This is a genomic window from Shewanella marisflavi (assembly GCF_023283925.1).
In the GTDB taxonomy this organism is placed as follows: domain Bacteria; phylum Pseudomonadota; class Gammaproteobacteria; order Enterobacterales; family Shewanellaceae; genus Shewanella; species Shewanella marisflavi.
On sequence record NZ_JAKIKX010000009.1, the window covers coordinates 94914 to 114618 of the forward strand.

Sequence of the window (19705 nt, forward strand, 5' to 3'; positions counted from 1 at the left end):
GCTTAGGCTTTTTTTTAAATTGATTTGGCGTTAGCCTTAAGCCCAGTGGAAACCTTGAGTGTTTAGGAGAATTAGATGACAGAGCAAGTAAGAGTGGCAATAACCGGTGGCAGTGGTCGCATGGGCCGAACTCTTATTGAATCAGCAAAACTCAGCAGCAATATCTATTTAGGTGCAGCGGTTGAGCGTGCAGGTTCTACATTAATCGGTGTCGATGCAGGTGAACTTGCCGGTGTAGGTGCCATGAATGTTGCCATCACTGATTCGTTAGACAATGCCGTAGATGACTTTGACATCCTGATCGACTTTACCTCTCCTGAGGCTAGCGTGGTACATACAGATTGGTGTGCACGTAACGGTAAGGCGATTGTTATCGGTACCACTGGCTTTAATCATGCCCAGAAAGAGCAGATTGCTGCCTATGCCGAAACCACGCCTATCGTGATGGCGCCCAATATGTCTGTTGGGGTGAACCTGATGTGGCGTCTGCTTGAGCTAGCTGCCGAGGTGATGGGTGATTACACGGATATCGAGATCATTGAAGGCCATCATAGGCACAAGAAGGATGCCCCTTCTGGTACCGCACTTAAGATGGGTGAAGTGATCGCCGAGGTGCTGGGTCGTGACCTGGAAAAATGCGCAATCTATGGCCGTGAAGGGATCACCGAAGAACGCTCGCGTGAAACTATAGGTTTCTCGACCATTCGTGCCGGTGACTTGGTGGGTGAGCATACGGCAATGTTTGCCGATATTGGCGAGCGATTAGAGATCACCCATAAGGCCTCTAGCCGTATGACCTTTGCCAATGGTGCCATGCGTGCCGCGTTCTGGTTGGGCGATCAAGGTCCCGGATTATACGACATGCAGCAGGTCTTAGGCCTGAAGGATTAGTATTTAAAAAAACGCCAATTTGGCGTTTTTTTTTGAAAGAAAGTACCGCTTATCTGTAGACGATTTGCTTAATTACCTATAGAATTGACGGAATTTGTCAAAATTTCGTATTTAAGCGGAAATTGGTATTTTAAATATAAAATAAAACCCTATTATTCAATGGTTTGGCTCTTTTCGGAGGTCGCGTTGACAAAGTCTGCCTTACTCGTACTCGAAGATGGAACCGTATTCTCTGGCACAGCAATTGGTGCCGATGGACTCGCAGTTGGTGAAGTGGTGTTTAACACTTCAATGACGGGTTACCAAGAGATCCTTACGGATCCTTCCTATTCTCGTCAAATTGTTACTTTAACCTACCCACACATTGGTAACACAGGTACCAATAGTGAAGATGTCGAATCTGAAGCCGTACATGCTTGTGGTCTGATCATTCGTGATCTGCCATTACTGGCCAGCAACTTCAGAAATCAGCAATCTCTCAGCGATTACCTCAAAAGCAACAATGTGGTCGGCATTGCCGATATCGATACGCGTAAATTAACACGTATCCTAAGGGAAAAAGGGGCACAGGCGGGTGCTATCCTTGTTGGGGATATGGATGAAGCTAAGGCGCTAGCAGCGGCCAAGGCATTCCCTGGTTTGAAAGGCATGGATTTAGCCAAAGAGGTAACCACGGCGACGCAATACCAATGGCGCAGCGGTAGCTGGCGTTTAGTAGGCGGTCTGCCAAGTGACACACCTGAGTCTGAACTGAAATACAAAGTCGTGGCCTATGACTACGGCGTTAAGCGTAATATCCTACGTATGCTGGTCGACCGCGGTTGTGATGTAACTGTGGTGCCTGCACAAACTCCAGCGTCAGAAGTTTTGGCGATGAATCCTGATGGTATCTTCCTGTCAAACGGTCCTGGTGACCCAGAGCCATGTGATTACGCCATCGAAGCGATTCAAAGCATACTCAAGACTGACATTCCCGTATTTGGTATCTGCCTGGGCCACCAGTTGCTGGCACTGGCATCGGGTGCAAAAACCTTGAAGATGAAGTTTGGCCACCATGGTGCTAACCATCCGGTGAGCAACCTGGAGAAGGGCAATGTGATGATCACCAGCCAGAACCACGGTTTCGCTGCCGATGAAGCCAGCTTGCCAGCCAATGTGAAGGTGACCCATAAGTCACTGTTCGACGGTTCGTTGCAGGGGATTCATTTGACCGATAAGCCCGCATTTAGCTTCCAGGGTCACCCTGAGGCTAGCCCGGGTCCCCATGATGCCGCGCCATTGTTTGATCACTTTATCGACTTGATCGAAACATATCGTCACAACGCTAAGTAGTCCGGGAGAAAGATTCAGCAATGCCAAAACGTACAGATATAAAAAGTATTCTAATCCTGGGTGCCGGCCCGATCGTTATTGGTCAGGCGTGTGAGTTTGACTACTCTGGCGCTCAGGCCTGTAAGGCGCTTCGCGAAGAGGGTTACCGGGTTATTCTGGTGAACTCAAACCCTGCAACCATCATGACCGACCCAGAGATGGCCGATGCGACCTATATCGAGCCTATCCACTGGGAAGTCGTACGTAACATCATCGCCAAAGAGCGTCCCGATGCCATTCTGCCTACCATGGGCGGACAGACTGCACTGAACTGTGCGCTGCGCCTCGAGGCGGAAGGGGTTCTGGCCGAGTTCAACGTTGATATGATTGGCGCCACCGCCGATGCCATCGACAAGGCCGAAGACCGTAGTCGTTTCGACGCGGCGATGAAAAAGATTGGTCTTGAGTGTCCTCGTGCCGGTATCGCCCGCAGCATGGAAGATGCCTATCAGGTACTTGAGCAGGTTGGTTTCCCTTGTATTATCCGTCCATCATTTACCATGGGTGGTTCGGGTGGCGGTATCGCCTACAACAAGGAGGAGTTTGAGGAGATCTGTTCTCAGGGTCTTGAGCTTTCTCCAACTAACGAACTGCTGATCGATGAATCGCTTATCGGTTGGAAAGAGTATGAGATGGAAGTGGTTCGTGACCGCAACGATAACAGCATTATCGTCTGCTCTATCGAAAACTTCGATCCTATGGGCGTGCATACCGGTGACTCTATTACCGTTGCGCCAGCACAGACCCTGACAGACAAAGAATATCAGTTAATGCGTAACGCATCTTTGGCGGTACTGCGTGAGATTGGTGTTGAAACCGGTGGTTCAAACGTACAGTTTGGTATTAACCCGAAAGATGGCCGCATGGTGATCATCGAGATGAACCCGCGTGTATCGCGTTCATCGGCGTTGGCATCTAAAGCGACTGGCTTCCCTATTGCTAAGATCGCGGCCAAGCTGGCGGTTGGCTTTACCCTTGATGAGCTGAGCAACGATATTACTGGCGGTGCGACACCAGCTTCGTTCGAGCCTGCCATCGACTATGTGGTCACCAAGGTGCCACGCTTCAACTTTGAAAAGTTTGCCGGTGCAAATGACCGCCTGACCACTCAGATGAAGTCAGTGGGTGAGGTGATGGCAATTGGTCGTACTTTCCAGGAGTCACTGCAAAAAGCTTTGCGTGGTCTGGAAGTCGGCGTAAATGGTCTCGACTCTATCGTCGATGTGGAAGATAACGATGCCTTGTCACGTATCCGCCACGAACTGAAAGAGCCTGGCGCCGAGCGTATCTGGTATATCGCCGATGCCTTCCGCGCTGGATTGAGCCTTGAGGCTATCTTCAAGCTGACCAATATTGACCCTTGGTTCCTGGTTCAGATCGAAGAGCTGCTGACCCTTGAGAGTCAGGTAAAAGAAGCCGGTATGTCCAACATGGACAAAGACTTCCTTTACAAGCTTAAGCGCAAAGGTTTCTCTGATGCGCGTCTGGCTGAGTTGCTGGGTGTGAGCGAATCAGAGATGCGCAAGCTGCGTTATCGCTACGAAGTTTACCCTGTGTACAAGCGTGTCGATACCTGTGCTGCCGAGTTCTCAACCGATACCGCCTACATGTACTCGACCTATGAGGAAGAGTGTGAGGCCAATCCTTCTAACCGTGACAAGATCATGGTGCTAGGTGGTGGCCCTAACCGTATCGGCCAAGGTATTGAGTTCGACTACTGCTGTGTTCACGCTGCGCTGGCGTTACGTGAAGATGGTTATGAAACTATCATGGTTAACTGTAACCCTGAAACGGTTTCAACCGACTATGACACCTCTGACAGACTCTATTTCGAATCTGTGACCCTGGAAGATGTGCTGGAGATCGTGCGTATCGAGCAGCCAAAAGGGGTTATCGTTCAGTATGGTGGCCAGACACCGCTTAAGTTGGCTCGTGACCTAGAGGCTGCTGGTGTACCAATTATCGGTACAAGCCCAGATGCCATCGACCGCGCCGAAGACCGTGAGCGTTTCCAGCAGGCGATTCAACGCCTGGAGATGAAGCAACCTGAAAACGATACCGTGACTACGGTTGAAGGGGCTGTCCTCTCTGCCGAGCGCATCGGTTATCCACTTGTGGTACGTCCATCTTATGTATTGGGTGGCCGCGCAATGGAGATCGTTTACGACGAGCAGGATCTGCGTCGTTACTTTAACGAAGCGGTGAGTGTCTCTAACGCCTCGCCAGTATTGTTGGACCACTTCCTCGATAACGCTACCGAAGTGGATATCGATGCGATTTGTGACGGCAAGACGGTAGTGGTTGGCGCCATCATGGAACATATCGAGCAGGCGGGTGTTCACTCGGGTGACTCGGGTTGTTCTCTGCCACCTTACACCTTAAGCCAAGAGATCCAGGATCAGATGCGCGAGCAGGTGCGTAAGCTGGCGATGGAACTCGGCGTTGTGGGTTTGATGAATGTGCAGTTCGCGGTACAAGACAACACCATCTACATGATTGAGGTTAACCCTCGTGCGGCGCGTACCGTCCCATTTGTCTCTAAGGCAACGGGTGTACCTCTGGCTAAGATTGCCGCGCGCGTCATGGCCGGTCAAACACTGGAAGAGCTGGGCTTTACTGAAGAAGTGATCCCACCTTTCTACTCAGTCAAAGAAGTGGTGTTACCGTTCAACAAGTTCCCAGGTGTTGACCCACTACTTGGCCCTGAAATGCGCTCTACCGGTGAGGTGATGGGCGTGGGTGATACCTTCGCCGAAGCTTATGCCAAGGCTGAACTGGGTGCGACTTCAGAGGTGCCTAAGTCTGGCCGTGCATTGCTCTCTGTGCGTAACAGCGATAAGAATCGTGTTGCCGACCTAGCTGCTAAGCTTATTGAGCTGGGCTATGAGATCGATGCGACTCACGGCACTGCGGTTGTGTTAGGCGAAGCGGGTATTAACCCTCGCTTGGTGAACAAGGTGCACGAAGGTCGTCCGCACATTCTTGACCGTATCAAGAACGATGAGTACACCTATATCGTCAACACCACAGAAGGTCGTCAGGCGATTGAAGACTCGCGTCAGCTGCGCCGTGGAGCACTGCGTTATAAGGTGAACTACACCACGACCTTGAACGCTGCCTTTGCGACCTGTATGGCACACTCTGCCGACAGCCGTACCAATGTGACTTCGGTGCAGGAGTTGCATCAGCGCATTAAAGGCTAATTCGCCGTTACCATTTAAAAAGGCCGCATTAGCGGCCTTTTTTATGGGCGGGTATTGAATCTTAAGCCTCTGTGTAGAGGATTGCGGCAGGTGAGACCATGGCCTTGGCCAATAATCACTAGCGCTGGGCGCGCTAAGGAACACACAGTTCTGGGCGCGCGATAACAAACTCTTGGTGATCCGATAGCTTCTGCCGTCGTCAGGGTATAGAATAGATTCATTCCAAGCGTTCTTTATTCCTAGTCAGTGGCCCAAGTGGTCAGGCTGACTAGGTTGCTTTTGTTTTAAGGAGACGAGTGTTCCTATGAATAAGGTTCCAATGACAGTTGTTGGTGCAGATCAACTACGTAAAGAGTTAGATTTTTTGAAGTTTGAGAAGCGACCAAAGATTGCTGAAGCCATTGGGGTTGCACGAGAACTTGGCGATCTGAAAGAGAATGCCGAATACCATGCGGCGCGTGAAGAGCAGGGCTTGTGTGAGGCGCGCGTGCGCGATATCGAAGGCAAGCTGTCTAATGCTCAGATCATCGATGTGACTAAGATGGAAAATACTGGTCGAGTGATCTTTGGCACAACTGTGACCATCTTAAATCTGGATACCGAAGAGGAATTTACCTATCGTATCGTGGGAGAAGATGAAGCTGACATCAAGGCTAACTTGATCTCGGTAACGTCACCGATTGCCCGTGGTTTGATTGGAAAATCAGAAGGTGATGAAGTTTCTATTCAGACGCCGGGTGGCATGACAGATTATGAGATCACTGCGGTAGAGTATATTTAAGCACTGATGCTCAGCGACAAAAAAGCCGCTATCTCTAGCGGCTTTTTTGTGTAGCCCAAGAGTTATTTCGCTCTTGGCACGGCAATCTTCATCTCTGGAGATTGACGGAATAGGACCAATACGTGACCGATGAGCTGAACCTTTTCAGCTTGAGTTTCGCGTACAATGGCGTCAACGACTGCATTTTTTAGCTCTCTGTCTCCAGAGGCAACTTTCACTTTGATTAATTCATGATGAGAGAGTGCATTATCAATTTCAGCCAGTACACCTTCAGTCAGGCCATTGGCACCAAGCTGTACAACAGGCTTGAGGTTATGCGCTAAGCCTTTTAGATGCTGTTTCTGTTTGGTTGTTAAGTTCATTTCTACCAACTTTATGCTGAGTTACTGTTGAAAAACCGCTATTCTACCCTCATATAGCCTTTGTGTAACTCATATTTGTTGCGGATTTTAAATGTCAGGTAAAAAACGAACAGCCAGTTCCGCCCGTTGGATGCAGGAACATTTCGATGATCATTATGTTAAGTTGTCGCAAAAACGGGGATTGCGTTCGCGCGCTGCGTTTAAAATTGAAGAGATACAACAAAAGGATAAGCTAATCCGTCCGGGCATGACAGTGGTTGACCTTGGGGCTGCTCCCGGTGGTTGGTCGCAGATTGCCGTTAAGTTGGCGGGTGACACGGGTAAGGTTATCGCCTGTGATATCTTACCTATGGACCCAATAGTGGGCGTTGACTTTCTTCAGGGAGATTTTCGTGAAGAAAAGGTACTCGACGCCTTACTTGAACGGGTAGGCGATGCTAAAGTTGATGTTGTGCTATCGGATATGGCGCCCAATATGAGTGGTACAGGTGGTGTGGATCAGCCGCGCGCCATGTATTTGGTGGAATTGGCACTTGATATGTGTCATCAAGTGTTGGCACCAAATGGTAGTTTTGCTGTCAAAGTCTTTCAGGGGGAGGGCTTTGATGAGTATATGAAGGCGGTTAAAGAGGCATTTACCACCGTCAAAACACGTAAGCCAGACTCGTCGCGACCGCGTTCGCGTGAAGTCTATCTTGTGGCGACAGGATACAAGTTGTAGTAACCTAACGTCAGTAACCGCAAGACTGTATGAGGTCTAGTAATTTTGAGTGATATGGCAAAAAATTTAATTCTCTGGGTTGTCATCGCCGTTGTGCTGATGTCAGTGTTTCAGGGCTACTCCCCCTCTTCATCGAATTCCATGAAGATGGATTATTCAACATTCTTGGACGATGTGCGTTCTGGACAGATTAATACTGTCGAAGTGAAGAGCGACCAGCGTACTATCGAGGGTACCAAAAGAACCGGGGAAAAATTTACCACCATCATGCCTATGTATGACCAGGATCTGATCAATGATCTTGACCGTAAGGGTGTGACCATGAAGGGGCAGGAAGCGGAAGAGTCTGGTTTCTTAACGCAGATCTTTATCTCTTGGTTCCCTATGCTATTGCTTATCGGGGTATGGATCTTCTTCATGCGCCAGATGCAAGGCGGTGGCGGTAAAGGCGCCATGTCTTTTGGTAAGAGTAAAGCCAAGCTGATGAGCGAAGATCAGATCAAGACGACCTTCGGTGACGTTGCTGGCTGCGACGAAGCGAAGGAAGATGTCAAAGAGCTGGTCGATTATCTGAAAGAGCCAACCAAGTTCCAGAAACTGGGTGGTCGTATCCCGACGGGCGTGCTGTTAGTGGGCCCACCAGGTACAGGTAAAACCTTGCTGGCTAAAGCCATTGCCGGCGAAGCTAAGGTGCCTTTTTTTACCATTTCGGGTTCTGATTTCGTAGAGATGTTTGTTGGTGTCGGTGCATCCCGTGTACGTGACATGTTCGAACAAGCCAAGAAGTCGGCACCATGTATCATCTTTATCGATGAGATCGATGCTGTAGGTCGCCAGCGTGGCGCCGGTGTCGGTGGTGGTCACGATGAGCGTGAGCAGACCCTTAACCAGATGCTGGTTGAGATGGATGGTTTTGAGGGTAACGAGGGTATTATCGTTATCGCAGCAACCAACCGTCCCGATGTGTTGGATGCCGCCTTGCTACGTCCGGGACGTTTCGACCGTCAAGTGGTGGTTGGCCTGCCAGATGTGCGTGGTCGTGAGCAGATCCTTAAAGTGCATATGCGCAAGGTGCCTTTAGCCGATGATGTTAAGGCAAGCGTCATTGCCCGTGGTACGCCAGGTTTCTCTGGTGCCGATTTGGCTAACTTGGTGAATGAGGCAGCGCTATTTGCCGCACGTGGTAACCGTCGTGTCGTTGGTATGGAAGAGTTTGAAAGTGCCAAAGATAAGATCATGATGGGCGCTGAGCGCCGTACCATGGTGATGTCAGAGGAAGAGAAGGAGATGACTGCCTATCACGAAGCGGGTCACGCTATCGTTGGCTGTCTGGTTCCTGAGCATGATCCTGTGCATAAGGTCACTATTATTCCTCGTGGCCGTGCTCTTGGGGTAACCTTCTTCCTGCCTGAAGCCGATGCTATCAGTCAGAGTCGTCGTAAGTTAGAGAGCCAAATCTCGGTAGCCTACGGTGGCCGTATTGCCGAAGAGTTGATCTACGGTAGCGAGCGTGTGTCAACGGGAGCTTCTCAAGACATTAAGTATGCGACATCCATTGCGCGTAACATGGTGACCCAATGGGGCTTCTCTGAGAAGCTGGGCCCAGTCCTTTATGCCGAAGATGAAAATGAAGTCTTTTTAGGCCGTAGTATGGGTAAGTCACAGCATATGTCTGATGAGACTGCCAAGGTTATTGATGACGAAGTGAAAATTCTTATCGATAGCAACTACGGAAGAGCTCATACTTTCCTAACAGAAAATATGGACATCCTTCATGCAATGAAAGATGCCTTGATGAAGTACGAGACTATCGACGCGACACAAATTGAAGATCTGATGGCTCGCCGCGAAGTGCGCGCACCAGCTGATTGGAACATGGATGAAAACGGTTCTAACGGCAAAGGAAAAGGCGGTCATGGTGAAGCTGTTGAGACTACTGATAAGGCCGAGCAAAGCGTTGAGGCTGAGCCTGCCAGTGAACCAAAAGAAGGTGATGAATCACCTGTGGTTAAGTAAGCTTCATTGCGATAGATAAAACGCATAATGTCAGAAAACCCCGTCAGGGGTTTTCTTGTTTCAGTTAACCAGTAATAGATTAAGGGGCCTGTCTTGCAACAAGGGTTTCAACTCGTCAGTGGCGATAAATGCCTGGATCTTTCACAGCCTAGGGTGATGGGGATCCTCAATGTTACTCCAGATTCATTTTCAGACGGTGGCCGTTTTACTAGCATAGAGCGCGCTTGTCGCCATGCCGATGAGTTGGTGGCACAAGGTGCCTATTTTATCGATATTGGCGGCGAGTCAACCCGCCCCGGTGCTGCCGAAGTCAGTGTTCAAGATGAGCTGGACAGAGTTATTCCGTTAGTCGAATATGTCAGTCGTCATCACGATGTGTGGATATCGGTGGATACCAGTAAACCTGAGGTGATGGCTGAGGCGGTCGCCGCTGGCGCGCATTTGATTAATGATGTACGCGCCTTACAAGAGCCCGGTGCTTTAGCGGTAGCGGCAAAGCTCAATGTGCCTGTTTGTTTGATGCATATGCAGGGACAACCGCGAACTATGCAGGACTCGCCTGTTTATCAGGATCTCATCGGTGATATCAGTCAGTTTTTTGAGCAACGAATCAGCGCTTGTTTGGCAGCTGGAATTAGACGAGAAAACCTGCTCTTGGACCCTGGCTATGGTTTTGGCAAAACCTTATCCCACAACTATGAGTTATTGAATCGTCAGGGTGAGCTCGCGTCTTTTGGTTTGCCTGTGCTTATAGGGTTATCGCGCAAGAGCATGATAGGCAATCTGTTAAATGTTCCTGTGGGTGAGCGACTGGCCGGCAGTCTGACCGCCGCGCTCTTGAGTATTCAGCATGGCGCGCATATTATCCGAGTCCATGATGTAAAACCGACCATGGATATGATCAGGGTCATGCAGGCTACGGCCAATTATCAGGCATTATAGATTAAAGTGCTGCCTAGAGGGCGGCAAGAAACGAGTGGATCACAGACATTAGCTCCTAGGAGGAGCCGAGGTAGAACAAGTGAGAAAATTTTTCGGAACCGATGGTATTAGAGGTAAAGTTGGCGCGGGTAAGATGACCCCTGAATTGGCGCTTAAACTTGGTTGGGCGGCTGGACGAGTCTTATCCCGTATCGGCACTAAGAAGGTGATCATAGGTAAGGATACCCGTATTTCAGGGTATCTGTTCGAATCCGCGATGGAAGCAGGTCTGTCTGCGGCAGGCTTAAATGTGATGCTGATGGGGCCTATGCCAACACCTGCAGTCGCTTACTTGACCCGCACCTTTAGGGCTGAAGCGGGTGTGGTGATCAGCGCCTCTCATAATCCTTACTATGACAACGGTATCAAGTTTTTCTCTACCGACGGCAGTAAGCTGGATGACGAGGTTGAGCTAGAAATCGAGCGAGAACTTGAAAAACCACTGGAGTGTGTTGAGTCACACCTGCTGGGTAAGGTGTCTCGTATTGATGACGCTGCAGGTCGTTATATCGAATACTGTAAGGGTAACTTCCCGGCAGAGCATACCCTAAACGGCCTAAAAATCGTGGTCGATTGTGCCCATGGTGCCACGTACCATATCGCACCGAGTGTGTTTCGTGAGCTAGGTGCTGAGGTGATCGCCATTGGCGATAAACCCAATGGCATCAATATCAATCATGAGGTAGGTGCTACCTCTATGGGTAAGATACGTGAAACAGTGATCGCCGAGAAGGCGGATCTGGGTATAGCACTCGATGGCGACGGTGATCGCATCATGATGGTCAATCGTCATGGTAAGGTGATTGACGGTGACGAGATCCTCTATATCTTAGCTTGTGATGCCCAAGACCGAGGCGTGTTAAAGGGCGGTGTGGTAGGCACCCTGATGTCAAACCTGGGTCTCGATTTGGCGCTAAAGGCGCGTGATATTCCCTTCGCCCGCTCAAAGGTGGGTGACCGCTATGTGATGGAGCTGCTCAAAGAGAAGGAATGGCGTATCGGCGGAGAAAACTCTGGTCACATCCTAAACCTGGATCATGGCACCACAGGTGATGGCATAGTGGCCGGTATCTTGGTGTTGGCAGCCATGTGTCGTAAGCAGGCGACGCTTGAAGAGCTGACTGAAGGTATTAAGATGCTACCTCAGGTGCTGGTAAACGTGCGCTTCGAAGGGAGTCATGACCCTCTCAAGGCTGACAGCGTGTTAAACGCTCAAGCGGAAGTTGAGGCTAAGCTAGGTGAGCGTGGCCGCGTACTCCTACGTAAGTCAGGTACTGAACCCTTGATCCGCGTGATGGTTGAAGGTGATGTAGCCAGCGATGTGAAGGCCCACGCCAACTATATTGCCGAAGCGATCAAGGCTTTGGTTTAACGCTTAGCACAGGAATTAGCCTTGTCGGGTTAATTCCTGCCCTATTTTTTGTGTGTGAGAATAAAAAGTAATCGCTTCGACGGTTTATCGCAAAAAATCGAGATTTAGGTATTGTAACTTAACAAGTGGTTCGCTATTATTCAGCCCGCTTTCAGAAGGAGACAGTGATGGCCCTAAGACGCCCAATGGTCGCTGGTAACTGGAAAATGAACGGTACTGCGCAACTAGCGCAAGAGTTATTTACCAAGTTTGCTACCAAGCTTCAAGATGATTCTGCGGAAGTGGTCTTATGTCCGCCAACTATTTTTCTTGAAAGTGTACGTCAGCAGTTAGACGCTAATAAAGAAGCCTTAAACGGTTGTCTGGTTCGGATGGGTGCGCAAAACCTAAGTCAGCATGACTTTGGCGCCTATACCGGTGAAGTGTCTGGGCAGATGTTAAAAGATTCTGGATGTCGCTATGTGATTATCGGTCACTCAGAGCGTCGTAGAATGTACGGCGAAACCAGCGATATCGTGGCGGAGAAATTTGCCGCTGCACAGAAGCATGGTTTGACCCCTATATTATGTGTAGGTGAGTCTGGCCCAGCTCGAGAAGCAAGACGCACCTTTGAGGTGATTACGGAAGAGTTGGATGTGGTCATCGAGAAGAATGGCACCATGGCTTTTGATAATGCAATTATCGCCTATGAGCCGCTTTGGGCTGTAGGGACAGGTAAGAGCGCTACGCCAGAGCAGGCGCAAGAAGTACATGCGTTTATTCGCAAGCGTCTCTCTGAAGTGTCTCCGTTTATCGGAGAGAATATCAGGATTTTGTACGGTGGTAGCGTAACGCCGAGTAATGCAGCAGATCTATTTGCGCAGCCTGATGTAGATGGTGGACTGATAGGCGGTGCTAGCTTAAACTCTACCGAGTTTTTAAGTTTATGTTCGATAGCGATGAGCGCATAATATGTACGAAGTTCTAATGGTTATTTACTTGTTGGTTGCGTTAGGCCTGATTGGCTTAATCCTCATCCAGCAAGGGAAAGGTGCTGACATGGGAGCCTCTTTTGGCGCCGGTGCTTCAGCAACATTGTTCGGTTCTTCTGGTTCGGGTAATTTTTTAACTCGTTCTACGGCGATTCTGGCGATTGCTTTCTTTGCCCTAAGTTTGACAATTGGCAATTTGAGCGCGAACCACACCAAGGCTGAAGAATCTTGGAAAGATTTAGGTGCCGACGCGGCAGCAGTGACTGAACAAGTGACTGACGCAGCACAAGATGCACCAAAGTCAGAAGATAAAATCCCTGACTAATTGCTCGAAAGAGCAAACGTAACCCTAGGTTGCGTGACTGGAAGACTCGAGTAGCCTCACTACTCAAAAACAGAATCAACCAGTCTAAGTAATGATCACATGCGGATGTGGTGGAATTGGTAGACACGCCATCTTGAGGGGGTGGTGAGCTATGCTCGTGAGGGTTCAAGTCCCTCCATCCGCACCAAATTTAGATTGAGTCTTACTTAATCTGAATCGGTAAAGTAAAACATGAGTTTCGCTTTATCATTGCAAATATTGTTCTCTATCAATATAATTGCAGCAGTTGACGCGGGGTGGAGCAGTTTGGTAGCTCGTCGGGCTCATAACCCGAAGGTCGTCGGTTCAAATCCGGCCCCCGCAACCAGCTTCCCAGTGATGAAGTTTATCTTCATTTCTGTTACAGGTTCTGAATGATATGACCTCGTGATTACGGGGTTTTTTGTTATCTGGACTTTTGAAATATCGTCATTTGATGATGTCGTACTGGGGCTTTATGCCCTTTTTTGTTTTTCGGGGGGTAACCTTGGCAACTTTAGAAAGTAAGCTGGAACAGATGCTTATCGCACCAGTTGAAGCATTGGGCCATAGTCTGTGGGGACTTGAGTATGTGCAAGCAGGCAAGCATTCAGTGCTGCGTGTATATATAGATAATGAAAACGGCATTTTTATCGATGATTGTGCCGATGTCAGTCGCCAGATCAGTGCCGTGCTCGACGTCGAGGACCCGATCTCGAACGAATACACATTAGAAGTTTCTTCGCCTGGTGTAGATAGACCATTATTTACTGCAGAGCAGTATGCGCAATACACAGGTGAAACCGTAAAGGTACAACTGACTATGCCTGTCGCTGGTAGTCGTAATTTAAAAGGGACCGTCACGGGCGTTGAGGGGCAGATGCTGACTCTTACTGTTGATGGCAACGAACTGATTATTGCCTTGGATAATATCCGTAAGGGCAACCTAATCGCTAAGTTTTGATGGATTCGAGCTGAACGAGGCAAGAGAATGAACAAAGAGATTCTGCTAGTCGCTGAGGCGGTTTCAAATGAGAAGGCCGTGCCACGCGAAAAGATTTTTGAAGCGTTGGAAATCGCGTTAGCTACAGCAACCAAGAAAAAATATGAAGGCGATATTGAGGTTCGTGTCGCTATCGATCGTAAGACTGGTGAGTACGAAACCTTCCGTCGTTGGATGGTGGTTGAAGATCATGGTGAGGCGCTGGAAAATCCATTCCGCGAGATCACGCTTGAAGCCGCTCGCTATGAAAACCCAGAGATCCAAGTGGGTGATTATATCGAAGACGAGATTGAGTCAGTTGTCTTTGACCGTATTACTACACAAACCGCTAAGCAAGTGATTGTGCAGAAGGTGCGTGAAGCAGAACGTGCACAAATCGTTGATCAGTTCCTCGAGAAAGAGGGTGAGCTAATCACGGGTGTGGTGAAGAAGAGTAACCGTGAAAGCGTGGTTGTCGACCTCGGAAACAATGCCGATGCCGTGCTGTTTAAGGAAGACCTTATTTCGCGTGAAAGCTTCCGTCCGGGTGACCGTGTACGTGCGCTGCTTTATGCCGTGCGTCCTGAGGCGCGTGGTGCGCAGCTGTTCCTGACCCGTACCAAGCCAGACATGCTGATTGAGCTGTTCCGCGTAGAAGTACCTGAGATCGCCGATGAGATGATCGAGATCATGGGCGCTGCTCGTGACCCTGGTTCTCGCGCTAAGATCGCGGTGAAATCAAACGACCGTCGCATCGATCCTATCGGTGCCTGTGTGGGTATGCGCGGCGCGCGTGTTCAAGCGGTTTCAAATGAATTAGGCGGCGAGCGTGTTGATATCGTGCTTTGGGACGACAACCCAGCGCAATTTGTGATCAATGCGATGGCGCCCGCCGATGTGGCCTCTATCATAGTTGACGAAGATAACCATTCAATGGATATCGCGGTAGAAGCCGATTCACTGGCGCAAGCCATTGGCCGTAACGGTCAAAACGTACGTTTAGCCACTCAGTTATCGGGCTGGGAGCTGAACGTGATGACAGTGGAAGATATGCAGGCTAAACACCAGGCAGAAAGTGCCAAGGTTGTTAACCTGTTCGTTTCTGCACTGGATGTCGATGAAGATTTTGCTCAAGTATTGGCTGATGAAGGTTTTACCTCACTTGAAGAAGTGGCCTATGTACCTGAGTCAGAACTACTTGAAATCGACGGCTTCGACGAGGAGATCGTTGAGGCACTCAGAGAGCGCGCTAAGGCTGCAATCTCTACACGGGCTTTGGCATCCGAAGAGGCACTCGATGGTGCTGAGCCAAGCGAAGATTTACTTGCCCTAGAAGGTTTAGAACGTCATTTGGCGTACGTGTTGGCAAGTAAAGGCGTAATTACGCTTGAAGATTTAGCCGAACAAGGCATTGATGATTTGATCGAGATTGAAGAATTAACAGAAGAAAAGGCTGGTGAGCTCATCATGGCAGCCCGCAATATCTGTTGGTTTGGCGAAGAAGCTTAAGTCGATCAACAGAGGGGATTTTACAGATGGCAGATACCACAGTAGCAAAACTGGCCGAGGAAGTAGGGAAAAGTGCTGATCGATTAGTTGAGCAGTTTTCTGAGGCAGGAATTAAGAAGAGTAAAACAGATACTGTTTCTGAAGAAGAAAAGCAGAAGTTGCTTGAGTTTCTTAAGAAGCAACATGGCGGCGATGCAACGCCAACCAAGATGACACTGCAGCGTAAATCCATTTCGACACTGAGCGTGTCGGGTAGTGGTGGTCAGTCTAAAGACATCAAAGTGGAAGTGCGTAAGAAGCGTACTTTCGTGAAGCGTGACCCAGCGGCAGAAGCCGAGGCGGAAGCCAAAGCTAAGGCTGAAGCGGAAGCTAAAGCGGCGGCAGAAGCCGAAGCTAAGGCCAAGGCCGAAGCGGAAGCCAAAGCTAAGGCTGAAGCAGAAGCCGCAGCAAAAGCTAAGGCTAAGGCCGAAGCTGAAGCTAAGGCGAAGAAAGCAGCCGAAGGTAAGCCAGTGGTTGAAGAGACTGCAGAAGAGAAAGCCGCCAAGGTGGAAGAAGCTCGTCTGTTAGCTGCTAAAGAAGCCGCTGCTAAGGCTAAAGCCGATGAAGAAGCTAAGGCTGCGGCCGAAGAAGCGCGTCGTCTTGCCGAAGAGAACGAAAAGCGTTGGGCTGAAGAAGAGCGCATTCGTAAAGAGTCAGAAAAAAGTGCCGATCACCATGTGACCACTTCAACTGAAGCGCGCGCAGCAGAAGACACTGCCGACATGAACGCAGAGAAGCGTGGCCGCCGTGCCCGTAAGCCTGCTGGCGGTAAGAAAGAAGCTCTGAACAAGAAGCGCGGCGGTAGAGATGCTCGTGGCGGTCGTAATCAGCGTAACCAGCGTAATGCGCCTGAATCTATGGACCATGGCTTTAACAAGCCTGCCGTGGCTGTGACTCGTGATGTGAGCATCGGCGAGACAGTGACTGTTGCCGAGTTGGCACAGAAGATGGCGGTTAAAGCAACTGAGATCATCAAACAGATGATGAAGATGGGGACTATGGTCACCATCAACCAGGTGCTTGATCAGGAAACTGCGCAGTTGGTTGCCGAAGAGATGGGCCACAAGGTTGTACTGATCCGTGAAAACGAGCTTGAGCATCAAGTACTCGCTGACCGTGACGGCAACGTTAAAGTTGAGCCTCGTGCGCCAGTGGTAACCATCATGGGTCACGTTGACCATGGTAAGACATCACTACTTGACTACATTCGCCGTGCGAAAGTGGCATCTGGTGAGGCCGGTGGTATTACCCAGCATATTGGTGCATACCATGTTGAAACCGGTAATGGCATGATCACCTTCTTAGATACGCCAGGTCACGCCGCGTTTACCGCAATGCGTGCTCGTGGTGCTAAGGCGACTGATATCGTGGTATTGGTTGTGGCGGCCGATGACGGCGTGATGCCACAGACCATCGAAGCGATTCAGCATGCTAAGGCCGGTGGTGTTCCACTGATTGTTGCAGTGAACAAGATAGATAAGCCAGAAGCAGACCCAGATCGCGTTAAGTCTGAACTTTCACAGCATGGTGTCATGTCTGAAGATTGGGGCGGGAACAACATGTTTGTTCACGTGTCAGCTAAGTCTGGTGAAGGTATCGACGAGTTACTTGAAGGCATCTTGCTTGAAGCCGAAGTTCTTGAGCTTAAAGCGGTTCGTGAAGGCATGGCGGCCGGTGTGGTTGTTGAGTCTAAACTGGATAAGGGTCGCGGCCCTGTTGCCACCGTTTTGGTACAAGAAGGTACCCTGAAGCAGGGCGATATCGTTCTTTGTGGTCTTGAGTACGGTAAAGTCCGTGCGATGAAAGATGAGAACGGTAAGTCAATCACCGAAGCAGGTCCATCGATTCCGGTCGAGATCTTAGGTCTTTCTGGTGTGCCATCAGCTGGTGACGAAGCAACGGTTGTTCGTGACGAGCGTAAGGCGCGTGAAGTGGCGCTATACCGTCAAGGTAAGTTCCGCGATGTTAAGCTGGCACGTCAGCAGAAGTCTAAACTAGAGAATATGTTCGCTAACATGACTGAAGGCGAAGTCCAAGAGTTGAACATAGTGCTTAAGGCCGATGTACAAGGTTCTCTGGAAGCGATTTCTGACTCGCTCAACAAACTGTCTACCGATGAGGTGAAGGTAAATATCATCGCCAGCGGTGTGGGTGGTTTGACCGAGACAGATGCAACGCTTGCTGCGGCATCTAACGCTATTATGGTGGGCTTCAACGTTCGTGCCGATGCACAGGCGCGTAAGACCATCGAGAGCGAGAGTGTTGACCTACGTTACTACAGCGTTATCTATCATCTGATTGATGAAGTTAAAGCGGCCATGGGCGGCATGTTGTCTCCTGAGTTCAAGCAAGAGATCATTGGTCTTGCCGAAGTACGTGATGTGTTCAAGTCTCCTAAGATCGGTGCTATCGCCGGTTGTATGGTCACCGAAGGTACCATCAAGCGTAGCGCGCCTATCCGCGTGCTGCGTGATAACGTGGTGATCTTCGAAGGTGAGCTGGAATCACTGCGTCGCTTTAAAGACGACGTTAGCGAAGTGCGTAACGGCATGGAGTGTGGTATCGGCGTGAAGAACTATAATGACGTCAAAGTTGGCGATCAGATAGAGGTCTTCGAAACGGTCGAAATCGCTCGAACCTTATAATCATAAAGGGGCGGCGTAAGCCGCCCTTTTTGTTCAGGCATGACCCAGAGTCAAGACGCGACCCAAGTAGCAGTGGTTGCAGCTTCACCGAGCCGGTCACCTGTTTTTGAGATGGCAAATATTATGGCAAGAGAATTTAGTCGTACTCGTCGCATCGCACAGCAGCTTCAGCAGGAGCTGGCCCAAGTGCTGCAACGCGACATCAAAGATCCGCGTATCGGCATGGTGACAGTGAACGATGTCGATGTGTCACGGGATCTTAGTTATGCAAAGGTCTATGTCACCTTCTTCGAGGAAGACAAGGCCGTTGTCGAGGAGAAGTTGGCGGCATTAGAGACAGCATCAGGTTATGTACGTTCTCTAGTGGCTGGCAGAATGAAGCTGAGGGTGATGCCCGAAATTCGCTTCATTTACGATGCCTCGTTGGTTGAAGGTATGCGTATGTCTAACTTGGTGAGTCAGGTGATCACTAAAGATGAGGCAAAAGCGCGGGAGCATGGTCGTGAAGATGACGACCAGGAAGCATCTGAGCAAGGTGATAAGTAATGGCGCGTAAACCTAGAGGTCGATTGGTCGACGGCATAGTGCTGCTGGACAAAGACACGGGAATGAGCTCCAACTTTGCCCTGCAAAGAGTTAAACGTATCTATAACGCGGCGAAGGCGGGCCACACAGGCGCGCTAGATCCACTCGCCACTGGCATGCTGCCTATCTGCTTGGGGGAAGCGACCAAGTTCTCCCAGCATCTGCTAGATGCCGATAAGCGCTATCTGGTCACCGCTAAATTGGGTGTGCGCACCGATACCAGCGATTCAGATGGTGAAGTGGTGCAGACGCGTCCTATCGACTTTACTCAGCAGCAACTCGAAGAGGCGCTTGAGTATTTTCGTGGTGAGACCATGCAGGTCCCTTCTATGTACTCGGCGCTCAAATATCAGGGCCAGCCTCTGTACAAGTATGCCCGTGAAGGCAAAGAGGTGCCCCGTGAGGCGCGTCCTATCACAGTGCATGAGCTTAACTTTATTAAGCTCGAAGGTGATGAACTGACGCTGGATATTCATTGTTCCAAGGGGACCTATATTCGCACGATCACAGACGATCTGGGTGAGATGTTAGGTTGTGGTGCACATGTGATCATGTTACGCCGCACCGGGGTAGCAGGTTATCCTTATGACAAGATGGTGAGCCTAGAACAACTAGAGGCACTGCTTGCTCAAGCTCAAAGTGAGGACGTTGCACCGAAAGTCTTACTCGATCCTTTATTGCTGCCTATGGACACTGCGGTCAGCGATTTGAAAGAGATCAATGTCAGCGATGAGCTGGCCCATTATCTGATGAATGGTAACCCTGTTCAGGTAGCGAATCTGCCCGTCGATGAGCTGGTGCGGATCACCTTAGGTGAGGCAAGGCGATTTGTCGGTATAGGTCAGATGAATGACGATGGCTTACTGGCGCCAAAGCGCCTGGTGGTTCTGCATGACGAGCAGGCTTAATGCTTGCTTAATGGCCATAAAATCG

16 protein-coding genes and 2 tRNA genes are annotated in these 19705 nt (G+C 49.8%); 17 read left to right on the forward strand and 1 reads right to left on the reverse strand.

The genetic code is table 11. From position 1 onward, the window contains the following. Nucleotides 1-75: 75 nt before the first annotated feature. The 4 genes from dapB to greA all read left to right on the forward strand — a co-directional run bounded on the left by dapB (nucleotide 76) and on the right by greA (nucleotide 6246). Nucleotides 76-891, forward strand: a complete 816-nt coding sequence (gene dapB, locus L2712_RS16135; protein ID WP_033537392.1) for a 4-hydroxy-tetrahydrodipicolinate reductase — start codon at nucleotides 76-78, stop codon at nucleotides 889-891. Nucleotides 892-1050: 159 nt separating this feature from the next. After that, on the forward strand, nucleotides 1051-2223 hold the full coding sequence (carA, locus tag L2712_RS16140; RefSeq protein ID WP_088904095.1) for a glutamine-hydrolyzing carbamoyl-phosphate synthase small subunit: 1173 nt from the start codon (nucleotides 1051-1053) through the stop codon (nucleotides 2221-2223). A 20-nt stretch (nucleotides 2224-2243) separates the two neighbouring features. Continuing rightward, entirely contained in the window at nucleotides 2244-5465 is a 3222-nt protein-coding gene (gene carB, locus L2712_RS16145; RefSeq protein WP_033537394.1) for a carbamoyl-phosphate synthase large subunit, read from the forward strand. Between the two features lie 304 nt (nucleotides 5466-5769). Further along, complete coding sequence (greA, locus tag L2712_RS16150; protein WP_088904096.1) at nucleotides 5770-6246, forward strand: transcription elongation factor GreA; 477 nt, start codon at nucleotides 5770-5772, stop codon at nucleotides 6244-6246. Nucleotides 6247-6308: 62 nt separating this feature from the next. Here the strand turns inward: greA and yhbY are convergent, their stop codons facing one another. Continuing rightward, nucleotides 6309-6608: a ribosome assembly RNA-binding protein YhbY gene (gene yhbY / locus L2712_RS16155; protein ID WP_033537396.1), complete on the reverse strand. Its 300-nt coding sequence runs from the start codon at nucleotides 6606-6608 to the stop codon at nucleotides 6309-6311. Nucleotides 6609-6699: 91 nt separating this feature from the next. Between yhbY and rlmE the strand changes: the two genes are divergently transcribed. The 13 genes from rlmE to truB all read left to right on the forward strand — a co-directional run bounded on the left by rlmE (nucleotide 6700) and on the right by truB (nucleotide 19680). Next, the gene (rlmE, locus tag L2712_RS16160; protein WP_033537397.1) at nucleotides 6700-7329 is read left to right on the forward strand and encodes a 23S rRNA (uridine(2552)-2'-O)-methyltransferase RlmE; all 630 of its coding nucleotides are present in this window, start codon (nucleotides 6700-6702) and stop codon (nucleotides 7327-7329) included. A gap of 45 nt (nucleotides 7330-7374) precedes the next feature. Continuing rightward, on the forward strand, nucleotides 7375-9345 hold the full coding sequence (gene ftsH, locus L2712_RS16165; RefSeq protein WP_088904097.1) for an ATP-dependent zinc metalloprotease FtsH: 1971 nt from the start codon (nucleotides 7375-7377) through the stop codon (nucleotides 9343-9345). Nucleotides 9346-9501: 156 nt separating this feature from the next. Beyond that, nucleotides 9502-10287: a dihydropteroate synthase gene (gene folP / locus L2712_RS16170; protein WP_248978406.1), complete on the forward strand. Its 786-nt coding sequence runs from the start codon at nucleotides 9502-9504 to the stop codon at nucleotides 10285-10287. Between the two features lie 79 nt (nucleotides 10288-10366). After that, a complete protein-coding gene (glmM, locus tag L2712_RS16175) occupies nucleotides 10367-11698 on the forward strand; it encodes a phosphoglucosamine mutase (protein WP_088904098.1) in 1332 nt (443 codons plus the stop codon). Nucleotides 11699-11865: 167 nt separating this feature from the next. Next, on the forward strand, nucleotides 11866-12648 hold the full coding sequence (gene tpiA / locus L2712_RS16180) for a triose-phosphate isomerase (protein WP_248978375.1): 783 nt from the start codon (nucleotides 11866-11868) through the stop codon (nucleotides 12646-12648). 1 nt (nucleotide 12649) lies between these two features. Continuing rightward, the gene (gene secG, locus L2712_RS16185; protein WP_033537402.1) at nucleotides 12650-12994 is read left to right on the forward strand and encodes a preprotein translocase subunit SecG; all 345 of its coding nucleotides are present in this window, start codon (nucleotides 12650-12652) and stop codon (nucleotides 12992-12994) included. A 101-nt stretch (nucleotides 12995-13095) separates the two neighbouring features. Beyond that, nucleotides 13096-13181: transfer RNA gene (locus tag L2712_RS16190), tRNA-Leu, on the forward strand. 103 nt (nucleotides 13182-13284) lie between these two features. After that, nucleotides 13285-13361 (forward strand) — tRNA-Met (locus L2712_RS16195). 159 nt (nucleotides 13362-13520) lie between these two features. Further along, entirely contained in the window at nucleotides 13521-13976 is a 456-nt protein-coding gene (gene rimP / locus L2712_RS16200) for a ribosome maturation factor RimP (protein WP_033537750.1), read from the forward strand. Between the two features lie 27 nt (nucleotides 13977-14003). After that, complete coding sequence (gene nusA / locus L2712_RS16205; RefSeq protein WP_033537403.1) at nucleotides 14004-15503, forward strand: transcription termination factor NusA; 1500 nt, start codon at nucleotides 14004-14006, stop codon at nucleotides 15501-15503. Nucleotides 15504-15529: 26 nt separating this feature from the next. After that, nucleotides 15530-18187 carry a translation initiation factor IF-2 gene (infB, locus tag L2712_RS16210; protein ID WP_088904099.1) on the forward strand — a complete coding sequence of 886 codons (2658 nt, stop codon included), beginning with the start codon at nucleotides 15530-15532 and terminating at the stop codon, nucleotides 18185-18187. Between the two features lie 123 nt (nucleotides 18188-18310). Continuing rightward, nucleotides 18311-18733: a 30S ribosome-binding factor RbfA gene (gene rbfA / locus L2712_RS16215; RefSeq protein WP_033537405.1), complete on the forward strand. Its 423-nt coding sequence runs from the start codon at nucleotides 18311-18313 to the stop codon at nucleotides 18731-18733. Next, nucleotides 18733-19680 carry a tRNA pseudouridine(55) synthase TruB gene (truB, locus tag L2712_RS16220; RefSeq protein WP_248978376.1) on the forward strand — a complete coding sequence of 316 codons (948 nt, stop codon included), beginning with the start codon at nucleotides 18733-18735 and terminating at the stop codon, nucleotides 19678-19680. Before rbfA ends, truB begins: the two co-directional genes overlap by 1 nt. Nucleotides 19681-19705: the final 25 nt, after the last annotated feature.

Excerpts from the sequence above, each read along its gene's own strand:
- tpiA (WP_248978375.1), top strand. The coding sequence starts at position 11,866 with ATGGCCCTAAGACGCCCAATGGTCGCTGGTAACTGGAAAATGAACGGT.
- carB (WP_033537394.1), top strand. The coding sequence starts at position 2,244 with ATGCCAAAACGTACAGATATAAAAAGTATTCTAATCCTGGGTGCCGGC.
- secG (WP_033537402.1), top strand. The coding sequence starts at position 12,650 with ATGTACGAAGTTCTAATGGTTATTTACTTGTTGGTTGCGTTAGGCCTG.
- folP (WP_248978406.1), top strand. The coding sequence starts at position 9,502 with ATGGGGATCCTCAATGTTACTCCAGATTCATTTTCAGACGGTGGCCGT.
- nusA (WP_033537403.1), top strand. The coding sequence starts at position 14,004 with ATGAACAAAGAGATTCTGCTAGTCGCTGAGGCGGTTTCAAATGAGAAG.
- carA (WP_088904095.1), top strand. The coding sequence starts at position 1,051 with ATGGTTTGGCTCTTTTCGGAGGTCGCGTTGACAAAGTCTGCCTTACTC.
- dapB (WP_033537392.1), top strand. The coding sequence starts at position 76 with ATGACAGAGCAAGTAAGAGTGGCAATAACCGGTGGCAGTGGTCGCATG.
- truB (WP_248978376.1), top strand. The coding sequence starts at position 18,733 with ATGGCGCGTAAACCTAGAGGTCGATTGGTCGACGGCATAGTGCTGCTG.
- infB (WP_088904099.1), top strand. The coding sequence starts at position 15,530 with ATGGCAGATACCACAGTAGCAAAACTGGCCGAGGAAGTAGGGAAAAGT.
- rbfA (WP_033537405.1), top strand. The coding sequence starts at position 18,311 with ATGGCAAGAGAATTTAGTCGTACTCGTCGCATCGCACAGCAGCTTCAG.
- rlmE (WP_033537397.1), top strand. The coding sequence starts at position 6,700 with ATGTCAGGTAAAAAACGAACAGCCAGTTCCGCCCGTTGGATGCAGGAA.
- yhbY (WP_033537396.1), bottom strand. The coding sequence starts at position 6,608 with ATGAACTTAACAACCAAACAGAAACAGCATCTAAAAGGCTTAGCGCAT.
- greA (WP_088904096.1), top strand. The coding sequence starts at position 5,770 with ATGAATAAGGTTCCAATGACAGTTGTTGGTGCAGATCAACTACGTAAA.